16 protein-coding genes are annotated in these 24,134 nt (G+C 51.0%); 6 read left to right on the top strand and 10 right to left on the bottom strand.

The annotated features are described in order from the left end of the window. Window positions 1-73: 73 nt before the first annotated feature. From speE to NR177_RS18390, 4 genes are all read left to right on the top strand, one after another. Entirely contained in the window at window positions 74-937 is an 864-nt protein-coding gene (gene speE, locus NR177_RS18405; RefSeq protein WP_063878439.1) for a polyamine aminopropyltransferase, read from the top strand. Window positions 938-965: 28 nt separating this feature from the next. After that, the gene (gene speD, locus NR177_RS18400) at window positions 966-1,775 is read left to right on the top strand and encodes an adenosylmethionine decarboxylase (protein WP_013024649.1); all 810 of its coding nucleotides are present in this window, start codon (window positions 966-968) and stop codon (window positions 1,773-1,775) included. A gap of 667 nt (window positions 1,776-2,442) precedes the next feature. Beyond that, the gene (locus tag NR177_RS18395; protein ID WP_063878438.1) at window positions 2,443-3,279 is read left to right on the top strand and encodes an alpha/beta fold hydrolase; all 837 of its coding nucleotides are present in this window, start codon (window positions 2,443-2,445) and stop codon (window positions 3,277-3,279) included. Window position 3,280: 1 nt separating this feature from the next. Continuing rightward, complete coding sequence (locus NR177_RS18390) at window positions 3,281-4,453, top strand: glycosyltransferase (protein ID WP_256853379.1); 1,173 nt, start codon at window positions 3,281-3,283, stop codon at window positions 4,451-4,453. A 60-nt stretch (window positions 4,454-4,513) separates the two neighbouring features. On the opposite strand, the gene NR177_RS18385 is transcribed toward NR177_RS18390, so the two are convergent. The 6 genes from NR177_RS18385 to NR177_RS18360 all read right to left on the bottom strand — a co-directional run bounded on the left by NR177_RS18385 (window position 4,514) and on the right by NR177_RS18360 (window position 13,411). Beyond that, window positions 4,514-6,061: a methyl-accepting chemotaxis protein gene (locus tag NR177_RS18385; protein WP_256853378.1), complete on the bottom strand. Its 1,548-nt coding sequence runs from the start codon at window positions 6,059-6,061 to the stop codon at window positions 4,514-4,516. A 607-nt stretch (window positions 6,062-6,668) separates the two neighbouring features. Further along, entirely contained in the window at window positions 6,669-7,937 is a 1,269-nt protein-coding gene (locus tag NR177_RS18380; RefSeq protein WP_181377170.1) for a four-carbon acid sugar kinase family protein, read from the bottom strand. Then, entirely contained in the window at window positions 7,934-8,893 is a 960-nt protein-coding gene (locus tag NR177_RS18375) for a 2-keto-3-deoxygluconate permease (protein ID WP_109718235.1), read from the bottom strand. The genes NR177_RS18380 and NR177_RS18375 overlap by 4 nt, the downstream gene beginning before the upstream one ends. Before the next feature lie 151 nt (window positions 8,894-9,044). Continuing rightward, the gene (yacL, locus tag NR177_RS18370; protein ID WP_063878433.1) at window positions 9,045-9,407 is read right to left on the bottom strand and encodes a protein YacL; all 363 of its coding nucleotides are present in this window, start codon (window positions 9,405-9,407) and stop codon (window positions 9,045-9,047) included. A gap of 163 nt (window positions 9,408-9,570) precedes the next feature. Further along, the gene (acnB, locus tag NR177_RS18365) at window positions 9,571-12,168 is read right to left on the bottom strand and encodes a bifunctional aconitate hydratase 2/2-methylisocitrate dehydratase (protein WP_096012079.1); all 2,598 of its coding nucleotides are present in this window, start codon (window positions 12,166-12,168) and stop codon (window positions 9,571-9,573) included. A gap of 244 nt (window positions 12,169-12,412) precedes the next feature. Continuing rightward, on the bottom strand, window positions 12,413-13,411 hold the full coding sequence (locus NR177_RS18360) for an aldo/keto reductase (RefSeq protein ID WP_256853377.1): 999 nt from the start codon (window positions 13,409-13,411) through the stop codon (window positions 12,413-12,415). Window positions 13,412-13,511: 100 nt separating this feature from the next. Between NR177_RS18360 and NR177_RS18355 the strand changes: the two genes are divergently transcribed. Beyond that, window positions 13,512-14,423: a LysR family transcriptional regulator gene (locus NR177_RS18355; RefSeq protein ID WP_256853376.1), complete on the top strand. Its 912-nt coding sequence runs from the start codon at window positions 13,512-13,514 to the stop codon at window positions 14,421-14,423. 652 nt (window positions 14,424-15,075) lie between these two features. Here NR177_RS18355 and lpdA read toward each other — a convergent pair. The 4 genes from lpdA to pdhR all read right to left on the bottom strand — a co-directional run bounded on the left by lpdA (window position 15,076) and on the right by pdhR (window position 22,216). After that, on the bottom strand, window positions 15,076-16,500 hold the full coding sequence (lpdA, locus tag NR177_RS18350; RefSeq protein ID WP_063878429.1) for a dihydrolipoyl dehydrogenase: 1,425 nt from the start codon (window positions 16,498-16,500) through the stop codon (window positions 15,076-15,078). 283 nt (window positions 16,501-16,783) lie between these two features. Next, window positions 16,784-18,667, bottom strand: coding sequence for a pyruvate dehydrogenase complex dihydrolipoyllysine-residue acetyltransferase (gene aceF / locus NR177_RS18345; protein ID WP_256853375.1), 1,884 nt, complete (start codon window positions 18,665-18,667; stop codon window positions 16,784-16,786). A 14-nt stretch (window positions 18,668-18,681) separates the two neighbouring features. Beyond that, window positions 18,682-21,348 carry a pyruvate dehydrogenase (acetyl-transferring), homodimeric type gene (gene aceE / locus NR177_RS18340; RefSeq protein ID WP_145393626.1) on the bottom strand — a complete coding sequence of 889 codons (2,667 nt, stop codon included), beginning with the start codon at window positions 21,346-21,348 and terminating at the stop codon, window positions 18,682-18,684. A gap of 103 nt (window positions 21,349-21,451) precedes the next feature. Beyond that, complete coding sequence (gene pdhR / locus NR177_RS18335; RefSeq protein WP_063878426.1) at window positions 21,452-22,216, bottom strand: pyruvate dehydrogenase complex transcriptional repressor PdhR; 765 nt, start codon at window positions 22,214-22,216, stop codon at window positions 21,452-21,454. A gap of 511 nt (window positions 22,217-22,727) precedes the next feature. On the opposite strand from pdhR, the gene aroP reads away from it, so the two are divergent. Beyond that, complete coding sequence (gene aroP, locus NR177_RS18330; RefSeq protein ID WP_096012074.1) at window positions 22,728-24,083, top strand: aromatic amino acid transporter AroP; 1,356 nt, start codon at window positions 22,728-22,730, stop codon at window positions 24,081-24,083. Window positions 24,084-24,134 lie beyond the last annotated feature (51 nt).

Genomic DNA, 24,134 nt, shown 5'->3' with positions numbered 1-24,134 from the left:
TGCAACGACTATCATAGTTAGCTATGATGTCCCGCCGATTTTCAGGGTGATGTCACGAAAGGAGAGCCCCATCATGGCCCAAAATGAGATGTGGTATGAAACACTTCATACCGGCTTTGGCCAGTATTTTACCGTCGATAAGCAGCTTTATCGTGATAAAACGGCCCACCAGGATTTAATCATCTTTGAAAACGCGGCAATGGGTCGCGTCATGGCGCTGGATGGCGTGGTGCAAACCACTGAACGTGATGAGTTTATCTATCACGAAATGATGACGCACGTGCCGTTGCTGGCTCACGGTTCGGCGAAAAGCGTGCTGATCATTGGCGGCGGCGACGGTGCCATGTTGCGCGAAGTGTCCCGCCACTCTGCTATCCAAAAAATCACCATGGTCGAGATTGATGCTGGCGTGGTCACCTTTTGCCGCCAGTATTTGCCCAACCACAGTGCCGGGGCTTATGACGACCCGCGGCTGAATCTGGTGATTGATGACGGTGTTAATTTCGTTAATCACACGACTGAAAAGTTCGACGTTATTATCTCTGACTGCACCGATCCTATTGGTCCTGGCGAAAGTCTGTTTACCTCTGAATTTTATGCGGGCTGTAAAAACGCCCTGAATGAAAACGGTATTTTCGTTGCCCAGAACGGCGTGTGCTTCCTGCAGCAGGATGAGGCGGTTAACAGCCATCGCAAACTCAGTCACTATTTCCAGGACGTCAGCTTTTATCAGGCCGCTATTCCGACTTACTACGGCGGCATCATGACCTTTGCCTGGGCAAGCGACAATCCGGCGTTACGCCAGCCCGATCCTGCCATACTGCAAGCGCGTTTTGAGGCCTCTGGCCTGAACTGCCGTTACTATACACCGGCAATCCACACTGGCAGCTTTGCCCTGCCACAATATCTGTTGAATGCACTGGAAGACCCGCGCTGACTGGGCATTTATAAGGGGGTGAGTAAAATTGCAAAAGCTAAAACTACATGGCTTCAATAACCTGACCAAAAGCCTGAGTTTTTGTATCTACGATATTTGCTATGCAAATACTGAAGCTGAACGTGATGGTTATATTGCTTACATTGACGAGCAATACAATGCCAATCGCCTGACAGAAATTCTGACCGAAACCTGTTCGATCATTGGCGCGAATGTTCTCAATATCGCGCGTCAGGATTATGAGCCACAGGGTGCCAGCGTAACCATTCTGGTGAGTGAAGAGCCCATCGATCCCAAAGATATTGATACCTCTGAGCATCCGGGGCCGCTGCCAAATTCTGTGGTCGCGCATCTGGATAAAAGCCATATTTGTGTCCATACCTACCCAGAGAGCCACCCTGAAGGCGGCCTTTGCACCTTCCGTGCTGACATTGAAGTGTCGACCTGCGGCGTGATTTCCCCCCTTAAGGCACTTAATTATCTGATTCACCAGTTGGAGTCAGATATCGTCACTGTGGATTATCGCGTACGGGGTTTTACACGTGACGTGAACGGCGTGAAACATTTTATCGACCATGAGATTAATTCTATTCAGAACTTTATGTCTGAGGACATGAAGGGCATGTACGACATGGTTGATGTTAACGTTTACCAGGAAAATATCTTTCACACCAAGATGTTATTAAAAGAGTTCGATTTAAAACACTATCTTTTCAATACCCGTCCTGAAGATCTTACGCCTCAGGAACACAAGCGTATTACCGACCTGCTGTGGAAAGAAATGCGCGAGATTTATTACGGCAGAAATATTCCGTCAGTGGGATTAAAAACGTACTAATCAACATACCGCTGCAACGCCCCCGTGATTGGGGGCCATTTTCTCCCCTCTTGCCTGACCGTAACGCCTCCTGCCATTCGACTCAAATACGACTTATTTCTCGCCGAAAACCAGGATAGCGCTGTTATGACGGATTTTTCGTCATTTCACTGCTTTCATCGGGCTATCTGCTGCGGTGTGTACCGCTTCCTGTTCGCAGAACCTGTCTTATCTTTTCCTCTGTTTTATCGCGGTGAACCCTGCCACTCTCCGGCATCGCTTACCTTTTCCAGCGATAACGAATGAATTAATACAAACAGACAGGACTAAACACCAAATCTCATCGTTATCTCCGCCAGGAAACATTAATTTATTTAACCTTAAAAACTATCATGCCAATCGTTAAACTGAAGCCTTACGCATGTGCTTCGATCCCAGCCCCGCCTGAAATTCCTTGAACCTCGTCACAGTAAGGACGCGAAAAACATAAGCTTAATTTGTCATTAAAACTAAGCAACATCAGTACGATTACAAAAATTATGATAAAAAACCTTAATTATCATTAATATAAAAAACAGCCTTTTAAAAACTCGAATAAAACATAAAAATCGCTTAATGATCACAACACCCTGTGCTATACATTAGAAAATTTTACGATTTGCAGGTACTTGTTGGTGAGGAGAGTGATATGAGTCACGAATGTTCCGTCCTAAACATAAATGAACTTAACGTTTATGTGGAGTTAACAAAATGCAGCGTTCCTACGCGTAACAGGACCATCCTGATCAATGGTGCGCTGGCAACATCTTCTTCATTTCGCAACTGGAAACGGTTCCTGGCAGACAAATCCGATGTGATTACCTTCGATTTACCGTTTTCCGGCAAATCGAAGCCTTTCAACGAGCAGGACTGTAATATCGTCACGCTGGATGATGAAGTGGCCATCATCCGGGAAATTATTTCAATCTATAAGCCGAACATTATCGCTTCCGCCTCATGGGGCGGCGCATCCACGCTGAAGCTGTTACATAACGGCGAAGAGGGCCTGGAACACGCCATTATTGCGTCTTACTCTTTCGAATTTAACGATCGTATGCGCACCTACGTTAAGCAGGCAAACCTGTACTCGAAAGAGAAAAAGTTTGTCGATCTTGCCCATTTGATGAATGAGGAAGTGGGTGCGTATTTGCCGAATAAAATGAAATTCTGCAACTTCAGGCACCTGACCACGCTGGATGAGATTGAGTACCGGCAGGGGCGTTTCCACCTGGAGCAAATCTCTAACATTCGCAATCATGACTACAAGCGCATTATCGATAATTCGGCATGTCAGTTTCACTTCATCAATGGCGATCTGGATATTCATACTCCACAGAAAAACATTGAAGAGATATGCGGGGAGTCAGATAAAACACGCTTTTATCAGATCAGAGATGCGGGACACTTTTTAGACCTGGAAGGAAAGGTCAGCCGGGAGCGAACCGCCGCCGCCTTTAATACCATTTTTAGTCAAATTGGTGTCTGAAATGAAAGTGATTATTGGCGCTCTGGGCTCGGCAGGTGATGTTTTTCCCTGTATTGAAGTGGGTTCGCTCCTGAAAGAGAAACATCACGATGTTTACCTGCTCGCTAACGACTATTTCAGGTCAGAAGCGGTGTCTCGCGGACTTTCCTTTGTTGCCGTCGGCGATAAAGAAACTTACGTGAACGCAGTACAGGATCGATCCTTATGGGAAAAGAAGCATTCTCTAAAACGGATTTCGTACTATATGGCGGAACAGCAGGAAGCCATGTTCGATGCCATGAGCGCCCTTGTCGACGATGACTGCATCATCATTCATTCTTTATGGTGCTTTGCGGCGAAAGCCGTAAGCGATAAATATCAGATAAAGAAATACGCAATCAGCCTGACCAATTCAAATTTAAAATTGCAGCCCGGACGACTCATCAACTCGCTGGAAAAAAGCTTTAAGGTAAATTTGAACTGGAAGCTGGCCTTATTTCAACGAGCGCTGGTTTCACCCACGCTTCAGGACACGATAGACAAATTACGCCGCGACAATAACCTGCCCGCTTGTCGTAATATTTATGCCGATTGGGTAAGCAGCGAACAGCATACAATCGTGTTATATGAATCCTGGTTCTATCAAAAAAAGGCGCGCGACGGATTTTATGCGGGCTTTCTGCTTAACAAAAGTCGCGCATCCTTGGATGACGATCGCATAACCGCTTTTATCGACTCGCGCACGGTGGTCTTTTTTACCAGTTGGGCGCTGGCGGAGAAAAAATCGGTTGCCCCGATATTGCAGGATTTAAAGGATGAGGGACTGAAGTGCGTTCTCGTTACGCCAACGGCAAAAGCGTTATCGGTAAAAGATGACGTTATGACCGTGCCTCAGTTGAATATTGCGCTGGCAGAAACGTGCTTATTTGCCATTCATCATGGCGGCATTGGTACGACCGCGCAGTTACTCAAAAATGGCGTGCCACAACTCATCTATCCTCGCGCGTTCGATCAGTTTGAAAATGCCCGTGCCCTGGAACGGTTGGCCTGTGGACTGAAAGGAAAAGGGATCGGGGAGATCAGAAAAATGGCGGCGCTTTCACGTCAAAAGAAACACAATTGCGACTTTTATGCCGCGCAACTTGATCAACAAAACAATAAAGGCCAGGAACTGGAACGCTTTCTGACCCGTTAAACTATCTGGCTAATGCCGCCAACTTGCCAGACATCCGTTATGATGTCTGGCAAGCGGGAATCAGACCTGAAAGGCCGCCGTTAACACGCGCAGGCTTCTGGCCTGTTCTGTTAAAGACTGTGAGGCAGAAGCCGACTGCTCGACCAGCGCAGCGTTACTTTGCGTGACGCTGTCCATCTGGGTGACCGCTACGCTGACCTGGGAAACGCCTTGCATCTGCTCTACCGATGCCAGCGCCAGGCCATCCATATATTGCGCCAGCGACGCGACCTCACTTGCGGCTTTCAGAATACTGTGTGCGGTATTATCCGCAGCCTTAACGCCTTTCTCTACACCATTGACCGCTTCTTCAATCAGGTTACCGATTTCACGAGAGGATGACGCGCTGCGTTGTGCCAGCGTGCGCACTTCGGTAGCCACGACGGCAAAACCGCGACCATGCTCGCCTGCCCTTGCGGCTTCAACGGCCGCATTCAGCGCCAGAATATTGGTCTGAAACGCAATGCTCTGAATCACCGCGGTAATCTCTTTGACTTTAGCGGCGCTGACCGAAATGCTGTGCATTGTCTGACTCATTTCATTGACCGCTTTCTCACTGGCGCGGGTCAGCGATTCTGTCTCACGAGCCGAAGAGGCCGTGGATTCAGCCACAGAGGTGTTATTACGAACGGTGGCGGTGATTTGCTCCATACTTGCTGCCGTCTGTTGTAATGCCGCCGCCTGCTCTTCGGTGCGGGAAGACAGCTCGGTATTTCCCTGGGCGATTTCGCTGGCCGCAAGCTCAACCGACGCGGCGGAGTCTTTGATCTGGGAAACCAGCGTACGCAGGTGATTTTGCATATTTGCCAGCGCCGCCAGCAGCTTGCCGGTTTCATCGTTGCGATCAACGGTGATAACGGAGGTCAGGTCACCTCGGGCAATCGTATCGGCTGTATTCACCGCCAGCGTCAGAGGGCGGGAAATGCTGCGTGAAATAAGCAAGCCCAGAATCAATGAAATGCCCGCCGAAAGAATTAACCCGCCAATCAAAGTCATTCTTGTCTTTGTGCGCTCATTCATCAATTCATCTTCACGTGATTGCAGCAGGGATTTTTCGGTGACAATCATTGACGCAATCACCGCGCGCATCGCGTCCATTTGGATTTTTCCTTCACCGCTGGCAAAGATGTCGAAAAAGCTCTGCTGACTCATGCTGCCCTGGTTAAGGCGCTCACGCGCATCAATCACCTTTTGCGCATACGTCTCCAGCCAGTTTCGTTGCCTGCTTTCCAAATCTGCTAAGCGCTTCTGCTGTTGAGGATTATCCTGAACCAGTTGATGAATACTCTCGATATATTGTCTGAAGGCCTGTTTCCCTTCATTAAACGGCGCCAGCATCGGTGTTTTCCCACTGAGCGAAAAACCGCGCACACCGGTTTCCATATTAAGCAGATTTTCGGTCGTTTTGTTCAATCCCTCAACGACTTGATAAGTATGAATATTGAGCTGACTGGCCTGCGTCACCCGACCAAAACCGGCATAAAACAGGCTGCAAACAACAATCATGACGAGCGTAATGGTGCCAAACGCAATATAGAGTCGTGTTCTGATAGATGTATTGCTGAGCATAATTTCTCCGCGAGTGGAAAAAACAATTAAATTCCATTAATTAACTGAGACTAATGGCAAAACACATTAATAAAGCAGACGTATAAATTTAATGAAAAGCCTGCCCACTCAGCCGGAGGCAGAGTGACGCTAATAGACGCGCATTAATGTTCAGTTGATTATTAACGCTGTTTCGGAAATTGCCACTGCGTTACAAATTTAATTTTCAGCAACAGTGCAAATCACAAGAAAACTTATCTATCCGGGCCGTAGCGCAGTAAATAAATAAGCAGAAAAACAAAATAAAAAACCATACAATCAAATAGATAAAATCGAAACGATAATGAAAATCTTTTCGGATCAGGTCTTGCCGGGAATCGGCGAATTTAATTTGGCTTAAAGGAGGCGTATTATTAATCAATTTTTTGTTACAACCTGACAGTGGCGCATCAGCACACCAGGCATATAATTTTTTGAACCGTTATTTTTAATAAAACACAGCATTGTGTAAGGCATTTAATATTGTCTGTCACCCTGACGTTAATACAAATAAGCCCTACCTTCTGCTCTCTAAAACCGATTTTAGCCTGCACATCGACTGTAAAGTCGCCGAGGTGCAGGTTGATACTCACTGTCTGCGATACAACTCCTCAATATAGTGGAGTGCTTCGCAAAGGGTGTTGTCGGTGCCAAATCCGCCCGCCTTGGTAATGACCGGCAAATCATCAATGTCACTGTTAACAAAGGTGCCGCAAGGAATACAGGGGGCAACCTCGCTCTGAATACGATAACCTTCTGCACCCAGGGCGTTAGCCACGGCAATAGCGATATCGCCGCCGGTGAGGAAAAGGCCGCCTGTGCGGGCACGGTCCAGGATAGCTAAGGTGATTTCGCCGATACGCCGGCTCAGCGTTTCACCTAACACCTCCCGGCTCATATCGTATTGCGCAGTCAGCGCATCTATCTGGTTGCGATCGTCAACGTTACTGCTGGTCTGCAAAACACAATGCCTGTTCTGCATCAGTATCTGGCAGGCCTGCGTCACAATGTCATGACTCTCGTCTTCAGGTGCCAGAAGCGTTTTTACATCAATCCTGACAACCTCAACACGTCCCTGACGCTGTGCCTGCTCCACCTGACGTCGGGTCATTTCACTCATCGACCCCGCCACCACCAGCACCGGCAAGCTTTGATGCATATTCATGTAACTTTCCGCCGGAAGCGCATTTGCCAGTCCCGCAGCCCCCACTAACAGGGGACGTTTTTTCAGCGATAAGGCCGCCTGGGCAATCAGATTCAGATCGTTATCACTTTCGGCATCCATAACCACTATGCTGTATTCCTGCCGGGCCACACGTTCAAGCAGAGCGTTCAGGTTGCCGCTTCGTATCTCATCCAGCGATATTTCATTCACCGGCAGGCAGGTCTGTAAGCTGATAAGCGTACGAATGCGCGATGAGATAATCGGCGTGCGCGGATCGCTGGCAAACTCCGTCTCCAGCAACGGACGCTGGTGTACCAGACATTCGCCATTGCGCGTTGTCCGGCCTGCCGAAGGTATCGCAGCGGCAACTATCGCCAGCGTAGCACCACTTGCCGCCATGACCGCTGCAATCTCTGCCCCCGGATTCCCCCGAAAGGTTGAGTCGATTTTTTTATAGATCAGCACGTCATTTTGCGCCTCGTCCTGCCTGGCAGAAAGCGCCTGAGTAACGGCCATCGTCGCCTGCTCAGCGCTGAGCGCCCGACTATCTGTATTGATGACGAGTACGTCAGTCCGGCGCGACGGTTTCTGTTGTGGCGTCAGCATCACTTCCGTGCGCGCCCCTTTTTTTGCCAGTTGGACGCCCGTGTCGTTTGCGCCAGTAAAATCGTCGGCGATGACGATCATTTTCATAATGGTTTCTCCGTGGAAGACAGTGATCGTTGCTGATTGCCCTTGGCCACCCATGAGGTCAGCATGGGCGTTAAAATTGCGGTAACAATGACAGAGGTGGCGACCAGCGGCGTCGCTGTGGCGACCACGTGTGCCAAAGCAGGATCGGCCTGGGCGATGGCGATGGGCGTGGCAACAGCATTGCCAGCCGTGCTCGACGCCGCTGCGCCGGCAATGCCGCTGCCACCTAACAAACGATCAACCTTAATATTAAAGAAACCGCCGACGAGCGTGGTTAACCCACCCAGTAAAATGCCTGCCAGGCCACCTTTGAGCAACATGGCAAAATCAATACCGGCACCTAAAGCAAAGGCAAAGAAAGGAATTAACAGCGGGCCGCCCTTAGACAGGAAATCACGCATTTGTGGGTCGAGATTACCGAGCAACATGCCCAGCAGCATAGGGATGATCACCACCACCACCGACATCACCGGTATGTTTGCCATGCCTGCCGCGCCCAGGGCAATCATGGTTAATATCGGACCGTCATTAAGGGCGATCACGGGCGTCGCCCCGACTTCATTGTCGCGACCAAACTCACCCGCCAGCGCGGCATAAAGGCCGCCATTGCTGTTGCTCATCGCTGCAATAACAGCGACCGAGGTCAGTCCCCACAACCCATCAGCGCCAAAAAACTTATCGACAGCAAAGCCCATCGCCACAGCGACAAGAAACTTACTTGCCGTGACACCGACGCCTGTCAGCAGGGCTTTTGGCGCAGCGTTGAGAGAGATTCCTGCGCCCATGCAAAACAAAAATGCGCCGATCAGGGCGGGCGCACCGTCTTTAAAAAGGGCACTGGTAAAACCCCCCACCTGTAAGGCTTCTGGGGCCAGTGTGTTAACCACCGCCCCCAGGACCAGGGGCACAACCATCATACCGCCGGGGATTTTTTCAATGGTTGCTTTAATATCCATATCATCACCAGACTGATTGATTATAATCATGATGATGATATTAAATCATTTAATGAAAAGATGTTGTGTGAGTCGCAGAATAAAATGCAGTTATTTGAGCATAATCAATCAATATAGCAGGAGGAGTGCGGGTAACAAGATGGCTCAGCGATCATGTGTTTTGCATAAACCGTCGCCAGGCGGCAATGACCGCCAGGAAATCTTCCATACCGCAGAAGCACAGGCTTTCCTCGTCGTAGTAATTCATGCCCTCTTCCATTTCATCACCTTCAAAATTCAACGTATTCGCACGGACGATGACCTCTTCGTCGTCCATCCAGAGCGTATATTCACGCCCGGTACGCTGCCACTGGCGCTGGCTGCCTTTAAGCTTCAGGGCTTCTGCTTCCACCTCATCAAGCACGCTGGCGTCATGCTCAACTTCTTCATTGAACCAGTGGCCCAGTGCTTCATGCCCCATCGACATCCGGACTTTTACCTTGCCCGTAACGTCCCGTAGAAATTCATACTCCATGATCTTATCTCTTTGTCAGTAACTCGCGCTGTTATACCGCTATTTTGATTGCTGTGCACCTGCTTAGCGCACACATCCTGATTCCTGATAATCGTCTTGTGAGACATAAAAAAAAGAGGAACGCCAGGGCGTCCCTCTTCGATGGATCAATAAATGTCAGCTATCAGACGGCAGTCTGGAAAATCACGCCATCTGCTTTGTCAGTGTACTGGCTCAACTGGTCAAAGTTGAGATAGCGATAAGTATCACTGGCTGTTTTATCCACCTGCGCCATAAACTGCTGATACTCGTCCGGCGTGGGTAGCTTACCTAACAGCGATGAGACCGCAGCCAGCTCGGCAGACGCCAGGTAGACGTTTGCCCCTGTTCCCAGACGGTTCGGGAAGTTACGGGTTGAGGTCGATACCACCGTTGCGCCATCGGCGACGCGTGCCTGGTTACCCATGCACAGTGAACAACCGGGGATCTCGATACGCGCGCCACTCTTACCGAATACGCTGTAGTAGCCTTCTTCCGTCAGCTGTGCCGCATCCATTTTGGTCGGTGGTGCGACCCACAGACGGGTTGGCAGCTGGCCTTTATGGCTGTCCAGCAACTTACCTGCCGCACGGAAGTGACCAATGTTGGTCATGCACGAACCGATAAAGACTTCATCAATCTTTTCGCCCTGAACTTCAGACAGCAGACGCGCGTCATCAGGATCGTTTGGCGCACACAGAATCGGCTCTTTGATCTCAGCCAGATCGATGTCAATCACCGCAGCATATTCTGCATCGGCGTCGGCTTCGAGCAACTGTGGATCGGCCAGCCATTTTTCCATGCCATCAATACGACGCTCAAGCGTACGACGATCGCCGTAGCCTTCTGAGATCATCCATTTCAGCAGAACAATGTTGGACGTCAGATACTCTTTGATCGGCGCCTGATCCAGCTTGATAGTACAGCCTGCAGCGGAGCGCTCAGCAGAGGCATCCGTCAGTTCAAATGCCTGCTCGACTTTGAGATCCGGCAGACCTTCGATTTCAAGGATGCGGCCGGAGAAGATGTTTTTCTTACCTTTCTTCTCAACGGTCAACAGGCCCTGCTTGATGGCATACAGCGGAATGGCGTGAACCAAATCGCGCAGCGTAATGCCTGGCTCCATTTTACCTTTGAAGCGGACCAGCACAGATTCAGGCATATCCAGTGGCATAACGCCGGTAGCCGCCGCGAAGGCAACCAGGCCAGAACCTGCCGGGAACGAAATACCGATAGGGAAGCGCGTGTGGGAATCCCCACCGGTGCCCACGGTATCTGGCAGCAGCATGCGGTTTAACCAGGAGTGAATAACGCCATCACCCGGACGCAGTGAAACACCACCACGGTTCATGATGAAGTCTGGCAGCGTATGGTGAGTGCTTACATCCACAGGCTTAGGATAAGCCGCTGTGTGACAGAAGGACTGCATCACCAGGTCAGCAGAGAAGCCCAGGCACGCCAGGTCTTTGAGCTCATCGCGCGTCATTGGACCGGTGGTATCCTGAGAACCCACCGACGTCATTTTCGGTTCGCAATAGGCACCCGGACGCACGCCATCCACGCCACAAGCACGGCCAACCATTTTCTGTGCAAGTGAGTAGCCACGTGAGCTTTCCGCGACGTCTTTCGCTACGCGGAACACATCGCTGACAGGCAGGCCAAGCGATTCACGCGCTTTGCTGGTCAGGCCACGACCGATGATCAGTGGAATACGGCCGCCGGCACGCACTTCATCAATCAGAACGTCTGTTTTCAGTTCAAAGCTTGCCAGCAGATCGCCGGTTTCATGATGACGGACTTCGCCTTTAAACGGATAGATATCAATGACATCACCCATATTCAGGTCGTTAACGTCCACTTCAATTGGCAGCGCGCCGGCGTCTTCCATCGTGTTGAAGAAGATAGGGGCAATTTTGCCGCCTAAGACAACACCACCGCCTTTTTTGTTAGGCACGTTAGGGATGTCATCACCCATAAACCACAGCACCGAGTTGGTGGCAGATTTACGTGATGAACCCGTACCCACAACGTCACCCACATAAGCCAGAGGAAAACCTTTGGCCTGCAGCGCTTCGATCTGTTTAATCGGTCCGATATTACCCGCTTCATCCGGCTCAATACCTTCACGGGCATTTTTTAGCATCGCCAGGGCATGAAGAGGGATATCCGGACGTGACCAGGCATCAGGTGCCGGAGACAAGTCGTCGGTATTGGTTTCGCCAGTGACTTTGAAAACCGTAACGGTGATTTTTTCAGCCAGCTCAGGACGTGACAGATACCATTCGGCATTAGCCCAGGACTGCATCACCTGCTTCGCATGGGCATTGCCCGCTTTCGCTTTTTCTTCAACGTCGTAAAAGCTGTCAAACATCAGTAACGTATGAGAAAGCGCTTTTGCTGCGATCGGTGCCAGTCTGGCATCATCCAGTGCTTCAATCAGAGGATGGATGTTATAGCCGCCCTGCATGGTACCGAGCAGTTCGATGGCTTTTTCAGGAGATACCAGAGGAGAGGTTGTTTCGCCTTTGGCGACAGCAGCCAGGAAACCTGCTTTAACATACGCCGCTTCATCGACGCCGGGTGGTACGCGGTTGACCAACAAATCGGTCAAAAATTCTTCTTCACCCGCAGGTGGATTTTTTAGCAGTTCAACCAGCGCGGCCATCTGGGAAGCATCTAATGGCTTAGGTACAATCCCCAGGGCAGCACGCTCGGCAACGTGCTTACGGTATTCTTCTAGCACGACGTTCTCCTCGCTCTCATTGTATGGGTTTCCGGTGCACCCTGATGACAACGCATTCCATGAGTAGGGTAAGGTGCCCGGTTCCGCGTGGGGCAGCATAGCAGGATTTAGCCGCCTTGTTAATCTGTTTACAAAAAAGCAACATTAGTGTTTTCTTCAGCAGAATGAGCTGCCTAATGCGGTGTAAACGAAAAAAAGCAGGGCGTAAAGCCCTGCCTGTTAACAATGGAATGCCGCGCCCGGATTAGCGATCGATCATGCCAAATTCAGCGCTGGCATAGCGCGCTCCGCTAACGTTTTCCGGCGCAAACAACCCATCCAGATAATCACTATCGGTGCCTTTCACGACGACTGCCGCAGCCGCGCAGTTTTCTTCAAGATGGTGGACCTTACTCGCTCCCGGAATCGGCACGATATCCTCGCCCTTGCCTAAAACCCACGCCAGCGCCAGCTGCGCCGCAGAAATACCATAACCCCGTGCGACCTCTGTCAATTGATCAACTAACTTTTGGTTATGTTCCTGTGCCTGCTGTTGAAAGCGCGGCAAACTGCGGCGGAAATCACTTTGGTCAAGATCCGCCACGGATGCCAGCTTGCCGGTCAGGAAACCCCGCCCTAGTGGACTGTAAGGTACAAAACCCACATTCAGTTCACGACAGGTGGCAAGAATGCCCTGCTCGAGATCGCGAGTCCAAAGTGAGTACTCGCTTTGTAAAGCCGATATGGGATGTACCGCACAGGCACGGCGAAGCGTTGCTGCGGACACCTCTGACAGTCCGAGGTAACGCACTTTGCCTTCTTGAATCAAATCCGCCATGGTGCCCACAACATCCTCAATCGGCACAGCAGGATCAAAACGATGTTGATAAAGCAGATCAATATGATCGGTGCCCAGACGCGTTAACGATCCCTCGACGGCTTCGCGAATATGCTGCGGCTGGCTGTTCACGCCGGTCATGTTCTCCCAGCCCTGACCTGCACCGGTAATATTGAAACCAAATTTCGTCGCAATCGTCACGTTATCACGGCGGCCTTTAATGGCTTTGGCAATCAGCGCTTCGTTGGTAAAGGGACCATAGATCTCGGCGGTATCCAGAAAGTTGACGCCCAGTTCAAACGCGCGGGACAACGTATTCAATGCCTGCTGCTCATCGGTGTTGCCGTAGGCAAAGGTCATTCCCATACAGCCCAGTCCGAGCGCCGATACCCGTAAACCCTGATTGCCTAATTGACGTTGTTGCATGACATCTTCCTCATTATTGTTGCGGTGTTATTGTTATAATCCTCAACAATCACAACAACAATTGCGCTATTTTTGCCGATTCAGTGAGGAAAACTCATCAATGACATTCTCGCGGGCAACCCTGCAGGAACTGGAAATGTTCAGCGCCATCGCGCACCACCGTAGCTTTCGTAAGGCTGCACAGGCGCGTAACGTTACGCCGTCGGCGCTGAGCCACGCCATGCGCCATTTTGAGCAACGGCTCGGCGTAAGGCTGCTTAACCGCACCACACGCAGTGTCTCACTGACCGAAGCGGGCGAATATTTTCTGCAGCGTATTCAACCCGCGCTGGTCGATCTGTCGCAGGCGGTAGATGAGCTTAATGACTGGCGTGCCCGTCCGCACGGCACGCTAAAGCTCAATATGCCGCGTTCTGCAGAAGCGCTGTTTTTTGATAGCTTGATTCTGCCGTTTATCCAGCAGTACCCGGACATCACGCTGGAAATTGACAGTAACGATGCGCTGGTCGATATCCTGGAAGCGGGTTTTGATGCAGGTATTCGCTACGGCGATGTGCTGGCACAGGACATGATCGCCCTGCCCTTTGGTCCGGCAATGCGCACCCTGGTGGTCGCAAGCCCGGCGTTTATCGAACGTCATGGTACACCGCAAACACCGCATGAACTGCTTCAGTTTCCCTGTATCGAACGGCGTTTTCCCAGTGGCCGACGCTATCGCTGGGAATTCTGGAACGCAGGAAAAAAACAGGAGATCGCCGTGCGTGGCCCATTGGTACTGGACAACAACGCGCGGATTTTGCAGGCCACTGTCGCGGGTGCAGGCATCGCATTTCTGCAACAGGCAGCCGTGAATCCCAGCCTGCAACGTGGCGAACTCGTTGAGCTATTAAGTGACTTTACAGGCAATGCGGAAGGATTCTGGCTTTACTATCCCGGCAGGCGGTATGTCTCAGCACCTTTACGTCATTTTATTGACTGGCTACGTTTTAATAATAATGAAGTGAGTAATTAACCCAATTTCATGACAAGGTGATAACAGTGACGAAATTATTTTAAACCACTCACCAGGAAATTAATGTTAAGAATCACGTCAGGCATAATCAATTAAACGTAGAAACTTTCATTAATCATTAAAGTAGAAAATAAGAACCATAAATTAGTTAAAAGCACAGAGACAATAAAATAATCAATGGGTAGACTGCGGTTGGGCGCCTGAGGCTTTTTGCTTTGGGTGAGAACCTGAGGTGGAAAGAGGAAGGAACCGCTCACATTCACTATTCAACGAATGCGAGCGGGGGAACCACCCTAACACCTGAACACTGTCAGGGTAGTCCCTCACTCGATAAAAATCAAGAGAGGTGCCACCATGAAGTCGAAATACGGTTTACTTGTTATTAGCGGGTTAATTCTTTTAGGTTTGAGCTTATCGAACCGAAGTTCATTATGTGAACTTCGCCTCAGAATAATGAGCGCTGAACTTTCGGCTGTCTTGAATTACGAAACCAGGCAGTAAAAACTTCGTTAATGGCGGGGGTAACTCCGCCATTTTTGCCAGTGTGAATGTGTTAGCGCAGGCGCCCTTTCCTTTATTCGTTTACTTATCCGAATGAAAAGAAACCATAAAAAAACGGCCCCATAAGGGGCCGCTATTTCTGTCCTGAGACTTATTTCTTTTTCGCTTTCGCGTTAGGCAAATCAGTGATGCTGCCTTCAAAGATCTCAGCCGCCAGTCCTACTGACTCATGCAGGGTTGGGTGGGCATGAATGGTCAGTGCGATATCTTCTGCATCACAGCCCATTTCAATAGCCAGACCAATTTCACCCAGCAGCTCACCGCCGTTGGTGCCAACAATGGCGCCACCGATAACGCGGTGGGTTTCTTTGTCGAAAATCAGTTTGGTGATGCCGTCTGCACAGTCAGAAGCAATCGCACGGCCTGATGCCGCCCACGGGAACGTGGCGGTTTCATAGCTGATGCCTTTCTCTTTCGCTTCTTTCTCGGTCAGACCGACCCAGGCAACTTCTGGCTCAGTATAGGCAATGGATGGAATCACTTTCGGATCGAAGTAGTGCTTCAGACCTGAAATGACTTCTGCAGCCACGTGGCCTTCATGCACGCCTTTGTGCGCCAGCATCGGCTGACCGACGATATCGCCGATCGCGTAGATGTGCGGCACGTTGGTACGCATTTGCTTGTCAACGCGGATAAAGCCACGGTCGTCGACTTCAACGCCGGCTTTGTCAGCGTCCATGCCTTTACCGTTTGGCACACGACCAATCGCCACCAGAACGGCATCATAACGCTGGGCTTCGCCTGGCGCTTTTTTGCCTTCCATTGAAACGTAGATACCGTCGTCTTTAGCTTCAACGGCGGTGACCTTGGTTTCCAGCATCAGGTTGAATTTCTTGCTGATACGCTTGGTGAAGACTTTAACCACGTCTTTATCCGCAGCCGGGATAACCTGGTCAAACATTTCAACCACGTCGATCTCTGAACCCAGCGCATGGTAAACGGTGGCCATTTCCAGACCGATAATGCCGCCGCCCATGACCAGAAGACGCTTAGGCACTTCTTTCAGTTCCAGCGCATCGGTAGAATCCCACACGCGTGGATCTTCATGAGGAATGAATGGCAGTTCGATTGGACGTGAACCTGCAGCGATGATGGCGTTATCGAAGTTAATCGTGGTTGCCCCACCTTCACCTTCGACGACCAGCGTATTCGCACCGGTAAATTTGCCCAGGCCGTTAACCACGGTAACTTTACGACCTTTTGCCATGCCTGACAGGCCGCCAGTCAGCTGGTTAATAACTTTCTCTTTCCAACTGCGGATTTTGTTGATATCCGTTTGCGGCTGACCAAACACAATGCCGTGTTCTTCCAGCGCTTTCGCTTCTTCAATCACTTTAGCAACGTGCAGCAGCGCTTTAGACGGGATACAGCCTACGTTCAGACAGACACCGCCGAGGGTGCTGTAGCGCTCAACCAGTACGGTTTCCAGACCTAAGTCAGCGCAACGAAAGGCTGCAGAGTAACCTGCAGGACCTGCCCCAAGTACCACGACCTGAGTTTTAATCTCTGTACTCATCATGACCTCTTATTGGATTTCCGGCGGGTCAGACGCTGAGCCTATCCCATTAGGCTAGTTAACTGGCCATATTGCGTATGCTGCTGCAAACCCACGGCTATCGGGTTTGCGCGGCAGTGACTCAATCTGACTACGCCAATTATGCCTAATGGAATAGGCTCATAATGTCCTTATTCCACCGGGACATGTTCACCGCAAGAGTTTACAGAATTGTTAATAAACTGCCAACCGCGGTGCCCTGAATGTTACAAAAAGGCCGGCATTTGCCGGCCTTTTGCGCGTTTTACATAACCAGACGACGAATATCTGACAGCATATTGCCAACAATGGTAATGAAACGTGCCCCATCTGCACCGTCAATAACCCGGTGATCGAAGGACAGAGAGATTGGCATCATCAGACGCGGTGCAAACTCTTTACCGTTCCATACTGGCTCCATCGCTGACTTCGACACGCCAAGGATGGCCACTTCTGGCGCGTTAACGATCGGCGCAAAGTGGGTGGTTCCCAGGCCGCCAAGGCTGGAGATGGTGAAACAGCCGCCCTGCATATCGCCAGCGGTCAGTTTGCCATCGCGCGCCTTTTTAGAGATCGCCATCAGCTCACGAGACAGCTCGGTGATGCCCTTTTTGTTCACGTCTTTAAACACCGGAACAACCAGGCCATTTGGCGTATCAACTGCCACACCGATGTTGATGTACTTTTTCAACGTCAGCTTCTGCGCATCTTCAGACAGTGAACTGTTGAAGCGTGGCATCTGCTCAAGCGCCGCAGCGACCGCTTTCATGATGAAGACAACAGGTGTGTATTTCACATCCAGTTTACGCTTCTCAGCTTCGGCGTTCTGTTGTTTACGGAAGGCTTCCAGCTCGGTGATATCGGTTTTATCAAAGTGCGTAACGTGCGGGATCATCACCCAGTTACGGCTCAGGTTCGCACCCGAGATTTTCTGGATACGGCCCAGTTCCACTTCTTCGATTTCACCAAACTTGCTGAAGTCAACCTTCGGCCATGGCAGCATGCCGGGCAGGCCACCACCGCTGGCAGCGGCTGGCGCGGCTTCTGCACGTTTCACCGCATCTTTCACGTAAGCCTGAACGTCTTCTTTCAGGATACGGCCCTTACGGCCCGTGCCTTTCACTTTCGCCAGATTCACGCCAAATTCACGTGCCAGACGACGAATGACCGGCGTGGCATGTACATAGGCATCGTTCTCGGCAAACTCACCTTTGCTGTCTGCTTTCGCAGCAGCAGGAGCCGCAGGCTTAGATTCCGCCGCCGCCGCTGGCGCAGGTGCTGCCTCTTTTTTGGCAGCAGGTGCTGCGCCTTCCACTTCAAACACCATAATCAGCGAACCGGTGCTGACTTTATCGCCAGTAGCGACTTTCAGCGCTTTGACCGTACCGGCGAAAGGTGCAGGAACTTCCATCGATGCTTTATCGCCTTCAACCACAATCAGTGACTGCTCAGCCTCGACTTTATCGCCCACCTTCACCAGCACGTCGGTGACTTCGACTTCATCGCCACCGATATCCGGTACATTGACGTCTTTTGCGCCAGCCGCTGCTGCTGGCGCAGCCGCCGCGTCTTCTTTTACTTCTGGCTTAGCATCAGCAGCAGGCGCAGCGCCTTCTGCTTCAAATACCATGATGTGAGAACCGGTATTCACTTTATCGCCGGTGGTAATAATGATCTCTTTCACCACGCCCGCGAACGGCGCCGGAACTTCCATCGATGCTTTGTCGCCTTCAACCACAATCAGCGATTGCTCAGCTTCTACCTTGTCGCCCACTTTTACCAGGATCTCGGTGACTTCAACTTCGTCGCCGCCGATATCCGGTACGTTAACGTCTTTGCTGGCGCTGGCAGGTGCAGCGACTGGCGCTGCGTCTGCTTTTTTCTCCTGCGCTGGCGCGGGTGCGGCTTCTGCAGCATCGTCTGCGTCAAACATCATGATCAGCGAGCCGGTTTCTACTTTGTCGCCGGTCGCGATTTTGATCTCTTTCACCACACCGGCCTGCGGCGAGGGAACTTCCATCGAGGCTTTATCGCCTTCCACGGTGATCAGCGACTGCTCGGCTTCCACCTTGTCGCCAACCTTGACCAGAATTTCGGTGACTTCAACTTCGTCTGACCCGATATCTGGTACCTTGATTTCAATAGCCATTACTCTGTTACCTCTTAAGCCAGACGCGGGTTAACTTTATCGGCATCGATCTTGAACTTCACGATCGCATCCGCCACGACTTTCTTATCGATTTCGCCACGTTTAGCCAGTTCACCCAGCGCGGCAACCACAACGTAAGATGCATCCACTTCAAAGTGGTGACGCAGATTTTCACGGCTGTCAGAGCGGCCAAAACCATCCGTACCCAGCACGCGGTAATCGCTTGACGGCACATAGCTGCGAACCTGCTCAGCAAACAGCTTCATGTAGTCGGTTGACGCCACGGCAGGTGCTTCGTTCATCACCTGAGCGATGTAAGGCACGCGAGGTGCTTCCGTTGGATGCAGCATGTTCCAGCGCTCACAATCCTGACCATCGCGGGCCAGTTCGGTGAACGAGGTAACGCTGTAAACGTCTGAACCGATGCCGTAATCGGTCGCCAGGATCTGGGCAGCTTCACGTACATGGCGCAGAATAGAGCCTGAGCCCAACAGCTGAACTTTACCTTTGCTACCGTCCACGGTTTCCAGCTTATAGATACCTTTACGGATACCTTCCTCGGCACCTTTCGGCATCGCTGGCATGTGGTAGTTTTCGTTCAGCGTGGTGATGTAGTAATAGATATTTTCCTGCGCTTCGCCGTACATACGGACCAGGCCATCATGCATGATGACGGCTACTTCGTAGGCATATGACGGATCGTAGGAGATACAGTTTGGAATTGTCAGAGACTGAATATGGCTGTGACCATCTTCATGCTGCAAACCTTCACCGTTCAATGTGGTACGGCCTGATGTACCGCCGACCAGGAAGCCGCGTGCCTGTTGGTCGCCCGCCAGCCACATCAGATCGCCAATACGCTGGAAGCCGAACATCGAATAATAGATGTAGAACGGAATCATCGGCAGGTTGTTGGTGCTGTAAGAGGTCGCCGCCGCCAGCCAGGATGAACCTGCGCCCAGCTCGTTGATCCCTTCCTGCAAAATCTGACCTTTCTCGTCTTCTTTATAGTAAGCCACCTGCTCGCGGTCCTGCGGCGTGTACTGCTGACCGTTCGGGCTGTAGATACCAATCTGACGGAACAGACCTTCCATACCGAAAGTCCGTGCTTCATCAGCAAGAATCGGTACCAGGCGATCTTTGATCGACTTGTTCTTCAGCATCACATTCAGGGCACGCACAAATGCGATGGTGGTCGAGATCTCTTTGTTCTGCTCTTCAAGCAGCGCACCGAACTCTTCCAGCGCTGGCATTTCCAGCTTTTCAGTGAACTTCGGCTGGCGTGATGGCAGGTAACCACCTAACTTCTCACGCTGGCCGTGCAGGTAGTTGTACTCTTCAGAGCCTTTATCGAAGGTGATGTAAGGCAGAGATTCGATCTTGTCGTCTTCTACCGGCACGTTGAAGCGATCGCGGATGTAGCGAACGCCATCCATGTTCATCTTCTTCACCTGATGCGCGATGTTTTTACCTTCGGCCGTGTCGCCCATACCATAACCTTTAATGGTATGTGCCAGAATCAGCACCGGCTTGCCCTTGGTGTCTTGCGCTTTTTTCAGGGCCGCATAGATTTTCTTCGGATCGTGACCGCCGCGGTTCAGTGACCAGATCTCATCGTCTGACCAGTCTTTCACCAAGGCTGCGGTTTCCGGATATTTGCCGAAGAAGTGCTCACGCACATAAGCGCCGTCGCGGGATTTAAAGGTCTGGTAGTCGCCATCAACGGTTTCGTTCATCAGCTGGATCAGCTTACCGCTGGTGTCATTGCGCAGCAGTTCGTCCCAACGGCCGCCCCAGATAACCTTGATCACTTCCCAGCCAGCACCGGCAAAAATGCCTTCCAGCTCATTGATGATCTTGCCGTTACCGGTTACCGGTCCATCCAGGCGCTGCAGGTTACAGTTGATGATGAAGACCAGGTTATCCAGTTTTTCACGGGTGGCGATGGTAATCGCACCTTTCGATTCTGGCTCATCCATCTCGCCGTCGCCCAGGAAGGCATAAACGGTTTGGCCCGACGTCTCTTTCAGGCCACGGTGTTCCAGATATTTCAGGAATTTAGCCTGATAAATTGCATTCAGTGGACCCAGGCCCATTGAGACGGTCGGGAACTGCCAGAATTCCGGCATCAGTTTTGGATGCGGATAAGAAGACAGACCTTTACCGTCAACTTCCTGACGGAAGTTATCCATCTGCTCTTCAGTCAAACGACCTTCAAGGAAGGCACGAGAGTAAATGCCTGGCGAAATGTGGCCCTGGAAGTAAACCAGATCACCGCCATCTTTTTCGCTGCGCGCCCGGAAGAAGTGGTTAAAGCACACTTCATAAATGGTGGCGGAAGACTGGAAGGAGGAGAGGTGACCACCCAGTTCCAAATCTTTTTTCGATGCACGCAGCACTGACACGATGGCGTTCCAGCGGATGGCGGAACGGATACGACGTTCAAGTGAGGTGTTGCCCGGATAGTCCGGTTCATCTTCAACGGCAATAGAGTTGATGTAGTTACTGATTGCGGCAGCACCGCCAGCAACTTTCACACCGCCTTTGCGGGCTGCACTCAGTACCTGATCAATCAGATACTGTGCACGTTCAACACCTTCTTCACGGATGACCGATTCGATCGCCTGTAGCCAGTCACGAGTTTCAATCGGATCCACGTCATTGTGTAAACGTTCTGACATGGGGGGTATTCCTTATCTGTGTCTAATACGTTGAAAAATCGGGAGCCTGTTAACGTCAGGGAGACAGGCTCGTCGCACATGTCCGCACGATCTTTGCCGCACGTTATTCCTTACGTTGCTGTAAACGACGCAGGGAGCGTTCTCGACGGCTCTGCTCCCGACTTCTGTCCAGCAAGATTTCCTCAATGAACGCCAGGTGACGGTGTGAAGCCTCGCGTGCTTGTTCCGGCTCACGAGCCACAATCGCCTCAAAAATTCTGGCGCGGTGACCGCTCACTTTCGCCAGCATTTCCCGGCGCGAGTAGAGCAATTCAAAATTCTGTCGAACGTTCTGTTCCAGCATAGGACCCATTGATCGTAGCAAATGCAAAAGCACGACATTATGGGCGGCTTCTGTGACAGCGATCTGATACTTCATCACTGCGTCTGCTTCAGCGTCGAGATCGCCGCTGTCCTGCGCCTGCTGTATATGAAGATGACAGTCGCGAATACGCTGTAAATCTTCTTCTGTGCCACGCAGTGCGGCATAGTAAGCCGCGATACCTTCTAAAGCATGGCGCGTTTCCAACAGGTCAAACTGAGATTCCGGATGTTCTGCGAGAAGCTCAACGAGAGGATCGCTCATGCTCTGCCAGAGATGCTTCTGTACGAATGTTCCGCCGCCCTGACGGCGAAGTAACAATCCTTTCGCTTCTAAACGCTGGATTGCCTCGCGGAGAGACGGACGTGAAACATCGAATTGTTTGGCGAGTTCGCGCTCGGGAAGCAACTTCTCTCCCGGCTGAAGCGTCCCTTCCATGATCAGGGATTCAAGTTGCTGCTCAATTGCATCGCAGAGTTTGGGTTGACGAATCTTACTGTAAGCCATCTTCCCTTCTTAAATGTGCCTGTCTGACAAAGTAAATTGGTAATACCAATTCAAAAAAGGTGCCCGTAAAGTAACAAAGTATTCACCTTGTGTCTATACGGCATCTGTGACATTAAAGTGAAGGAATGCGGCGTGGCTGCCATAACTGTAGAGTTAAAAAGTGGAAAGCCGGGCGTTAGCGGAATGTTAATTTTTTTAACTTTTACTAAAAATTACATAATGTCGGTAGTTAAACCGATTTAGCTGGCGGTGCGGTTTTTGACCGGGCCGGGGCCTTTTTCTTTATCGCCTATCGCTATGGATTCCACCTGGTTGCTTCTTTTTCAGGCAACTCGTGACCGCTAAAGCGAAAGCAGGTGCAAAGCCCTGCGCTTATCACTATTCTGGTCCCCAGGCTACAACTGGCTTCATTACGCAAGTCAGATACCCTAAAAATATCAGTCGTTAATGTAATCAATTCTTTACAGTCAGCTTGCACTGCAGCGAAGAATAACAACATCACGAGGTGTGTATGGAACAACAGCACGGCGAATCGCTGAAGCGCGGTTTAAAAAACCGCCATATTCAGTTGATTGCCCTGGGTGGTGCAGTGGGAACCGGCCTGTTTCTGGGCAGCGCGTCGGTCATCAAATCGGCAGGGCCAGCCGTTATTTTAGGCTATGCCATTGCCGGATTTATCGCTTTTTTAATTATGCGCCAACTTGGTGAAATGGTGGTTGAAGAGCCGGTAGCCGGTAGCTTCAGTCATTTCGCCTATAAATACTGGGGTAACTTTGCTGGTTTTGCATCGGGCTGGAACTACTGGGTTCTGTATGTGCTGGTGGCGATGGCCGAGTTGAGTGCCGTCGGTAAATATATTCAGTTCTGGTGGCCTGATTTTCCTACCTGGGCCTCAGCCGCGATCTTCTTTGTGCTGATCAATGCCGTTAACCTGACCAACGTAAAAGTGTTTGGTGAGATGGAATTTTGGTTCGCCATTATCAAGGTGATTGCGGTTATTGCGATGATCCTGTTCGGCGGCTGGCTGCTGTTTAGCGGTACGGGCGGTCCACAGGCAACCGTGCGCAACCTGTGGGAGCACGGCGGCTTTCTGCCTAATGGCCTGGGCGGACTGGTGATGGTCATGGCGATTATCATGTTTTCGTTTGGTGGGCTGGAACTGGTGGGAATTACGGCGGCGGAAGCGGATAACCCGGAAACCACGATCCCTAAGGCGACCAATCAGGTGCTGTGGCGTATCCTGATTTTCTATATCGGCTCGCTGGCGGTACTGCTTTCTTTGATGCCGTGGACGCGCGTAACCGAAGACACCAGCCCTTTCGTGTTTATTTTCCATGAACTGGGCGATGCGATGGTCGCGAATGCCCTGAACGTGGTCATCCTGACGGCCGCCCTGTCGGTCTATAACAGCTGCGTTTACTGTAACAGTCGTATGCTGTTTGGTCTGGCACAGCAGGGAAATGCGCCTAAAGCGCTGCTGAACGTTGACCGTCGCGGCGTACCGGTAATGAGTATTCTGGTGTCAGCCGTTGCGACTGCCCTGTGTGTGCTGCTCAACTTCCTGATGCCGGGTGAAGCGTTTGGTCTGTTGATGTCGCTGGTCGTTTCTGCGCTGGTTATCAACTGGGCGATGATTAGCCTGGCGCACCTGAAATTCCGTAAAAAGAAAAATCAGCAGGGCGTGACGACCCGCTTTAAGGCCGTTCTGTATCCACTGGGTAACTGGATTTGCCTGGTTTTCCTGGGCGGAATTCTGGTCCTGATGGCGATGACACCGGGCATGGCCATTTCCGTATGGTTAATCCCTGTCTGGCTGGTCATCCTTGCTGTTGGTTATGTAGTTAAAAATAAAACGCAAAAAGCCTGATAGCGCTGCCCACCCGCGCGCATGTTTAAGCGGGTGGGCAGTCATTAAACC

Source organism: Pantoea sp. Fr+CA_20, from assembly GCF_024520835.1.
GTDB lineage: Bacteria > Pseudomonadota > Gammaproteobacteria > Enterobacterales > Enterobacteriaceae > Pantoea > Pantoea allii.
Note: the sequence above shows the minus strand (reverse complement) of the source record. Positions and strands in the feature narration are given on the sequence as shown.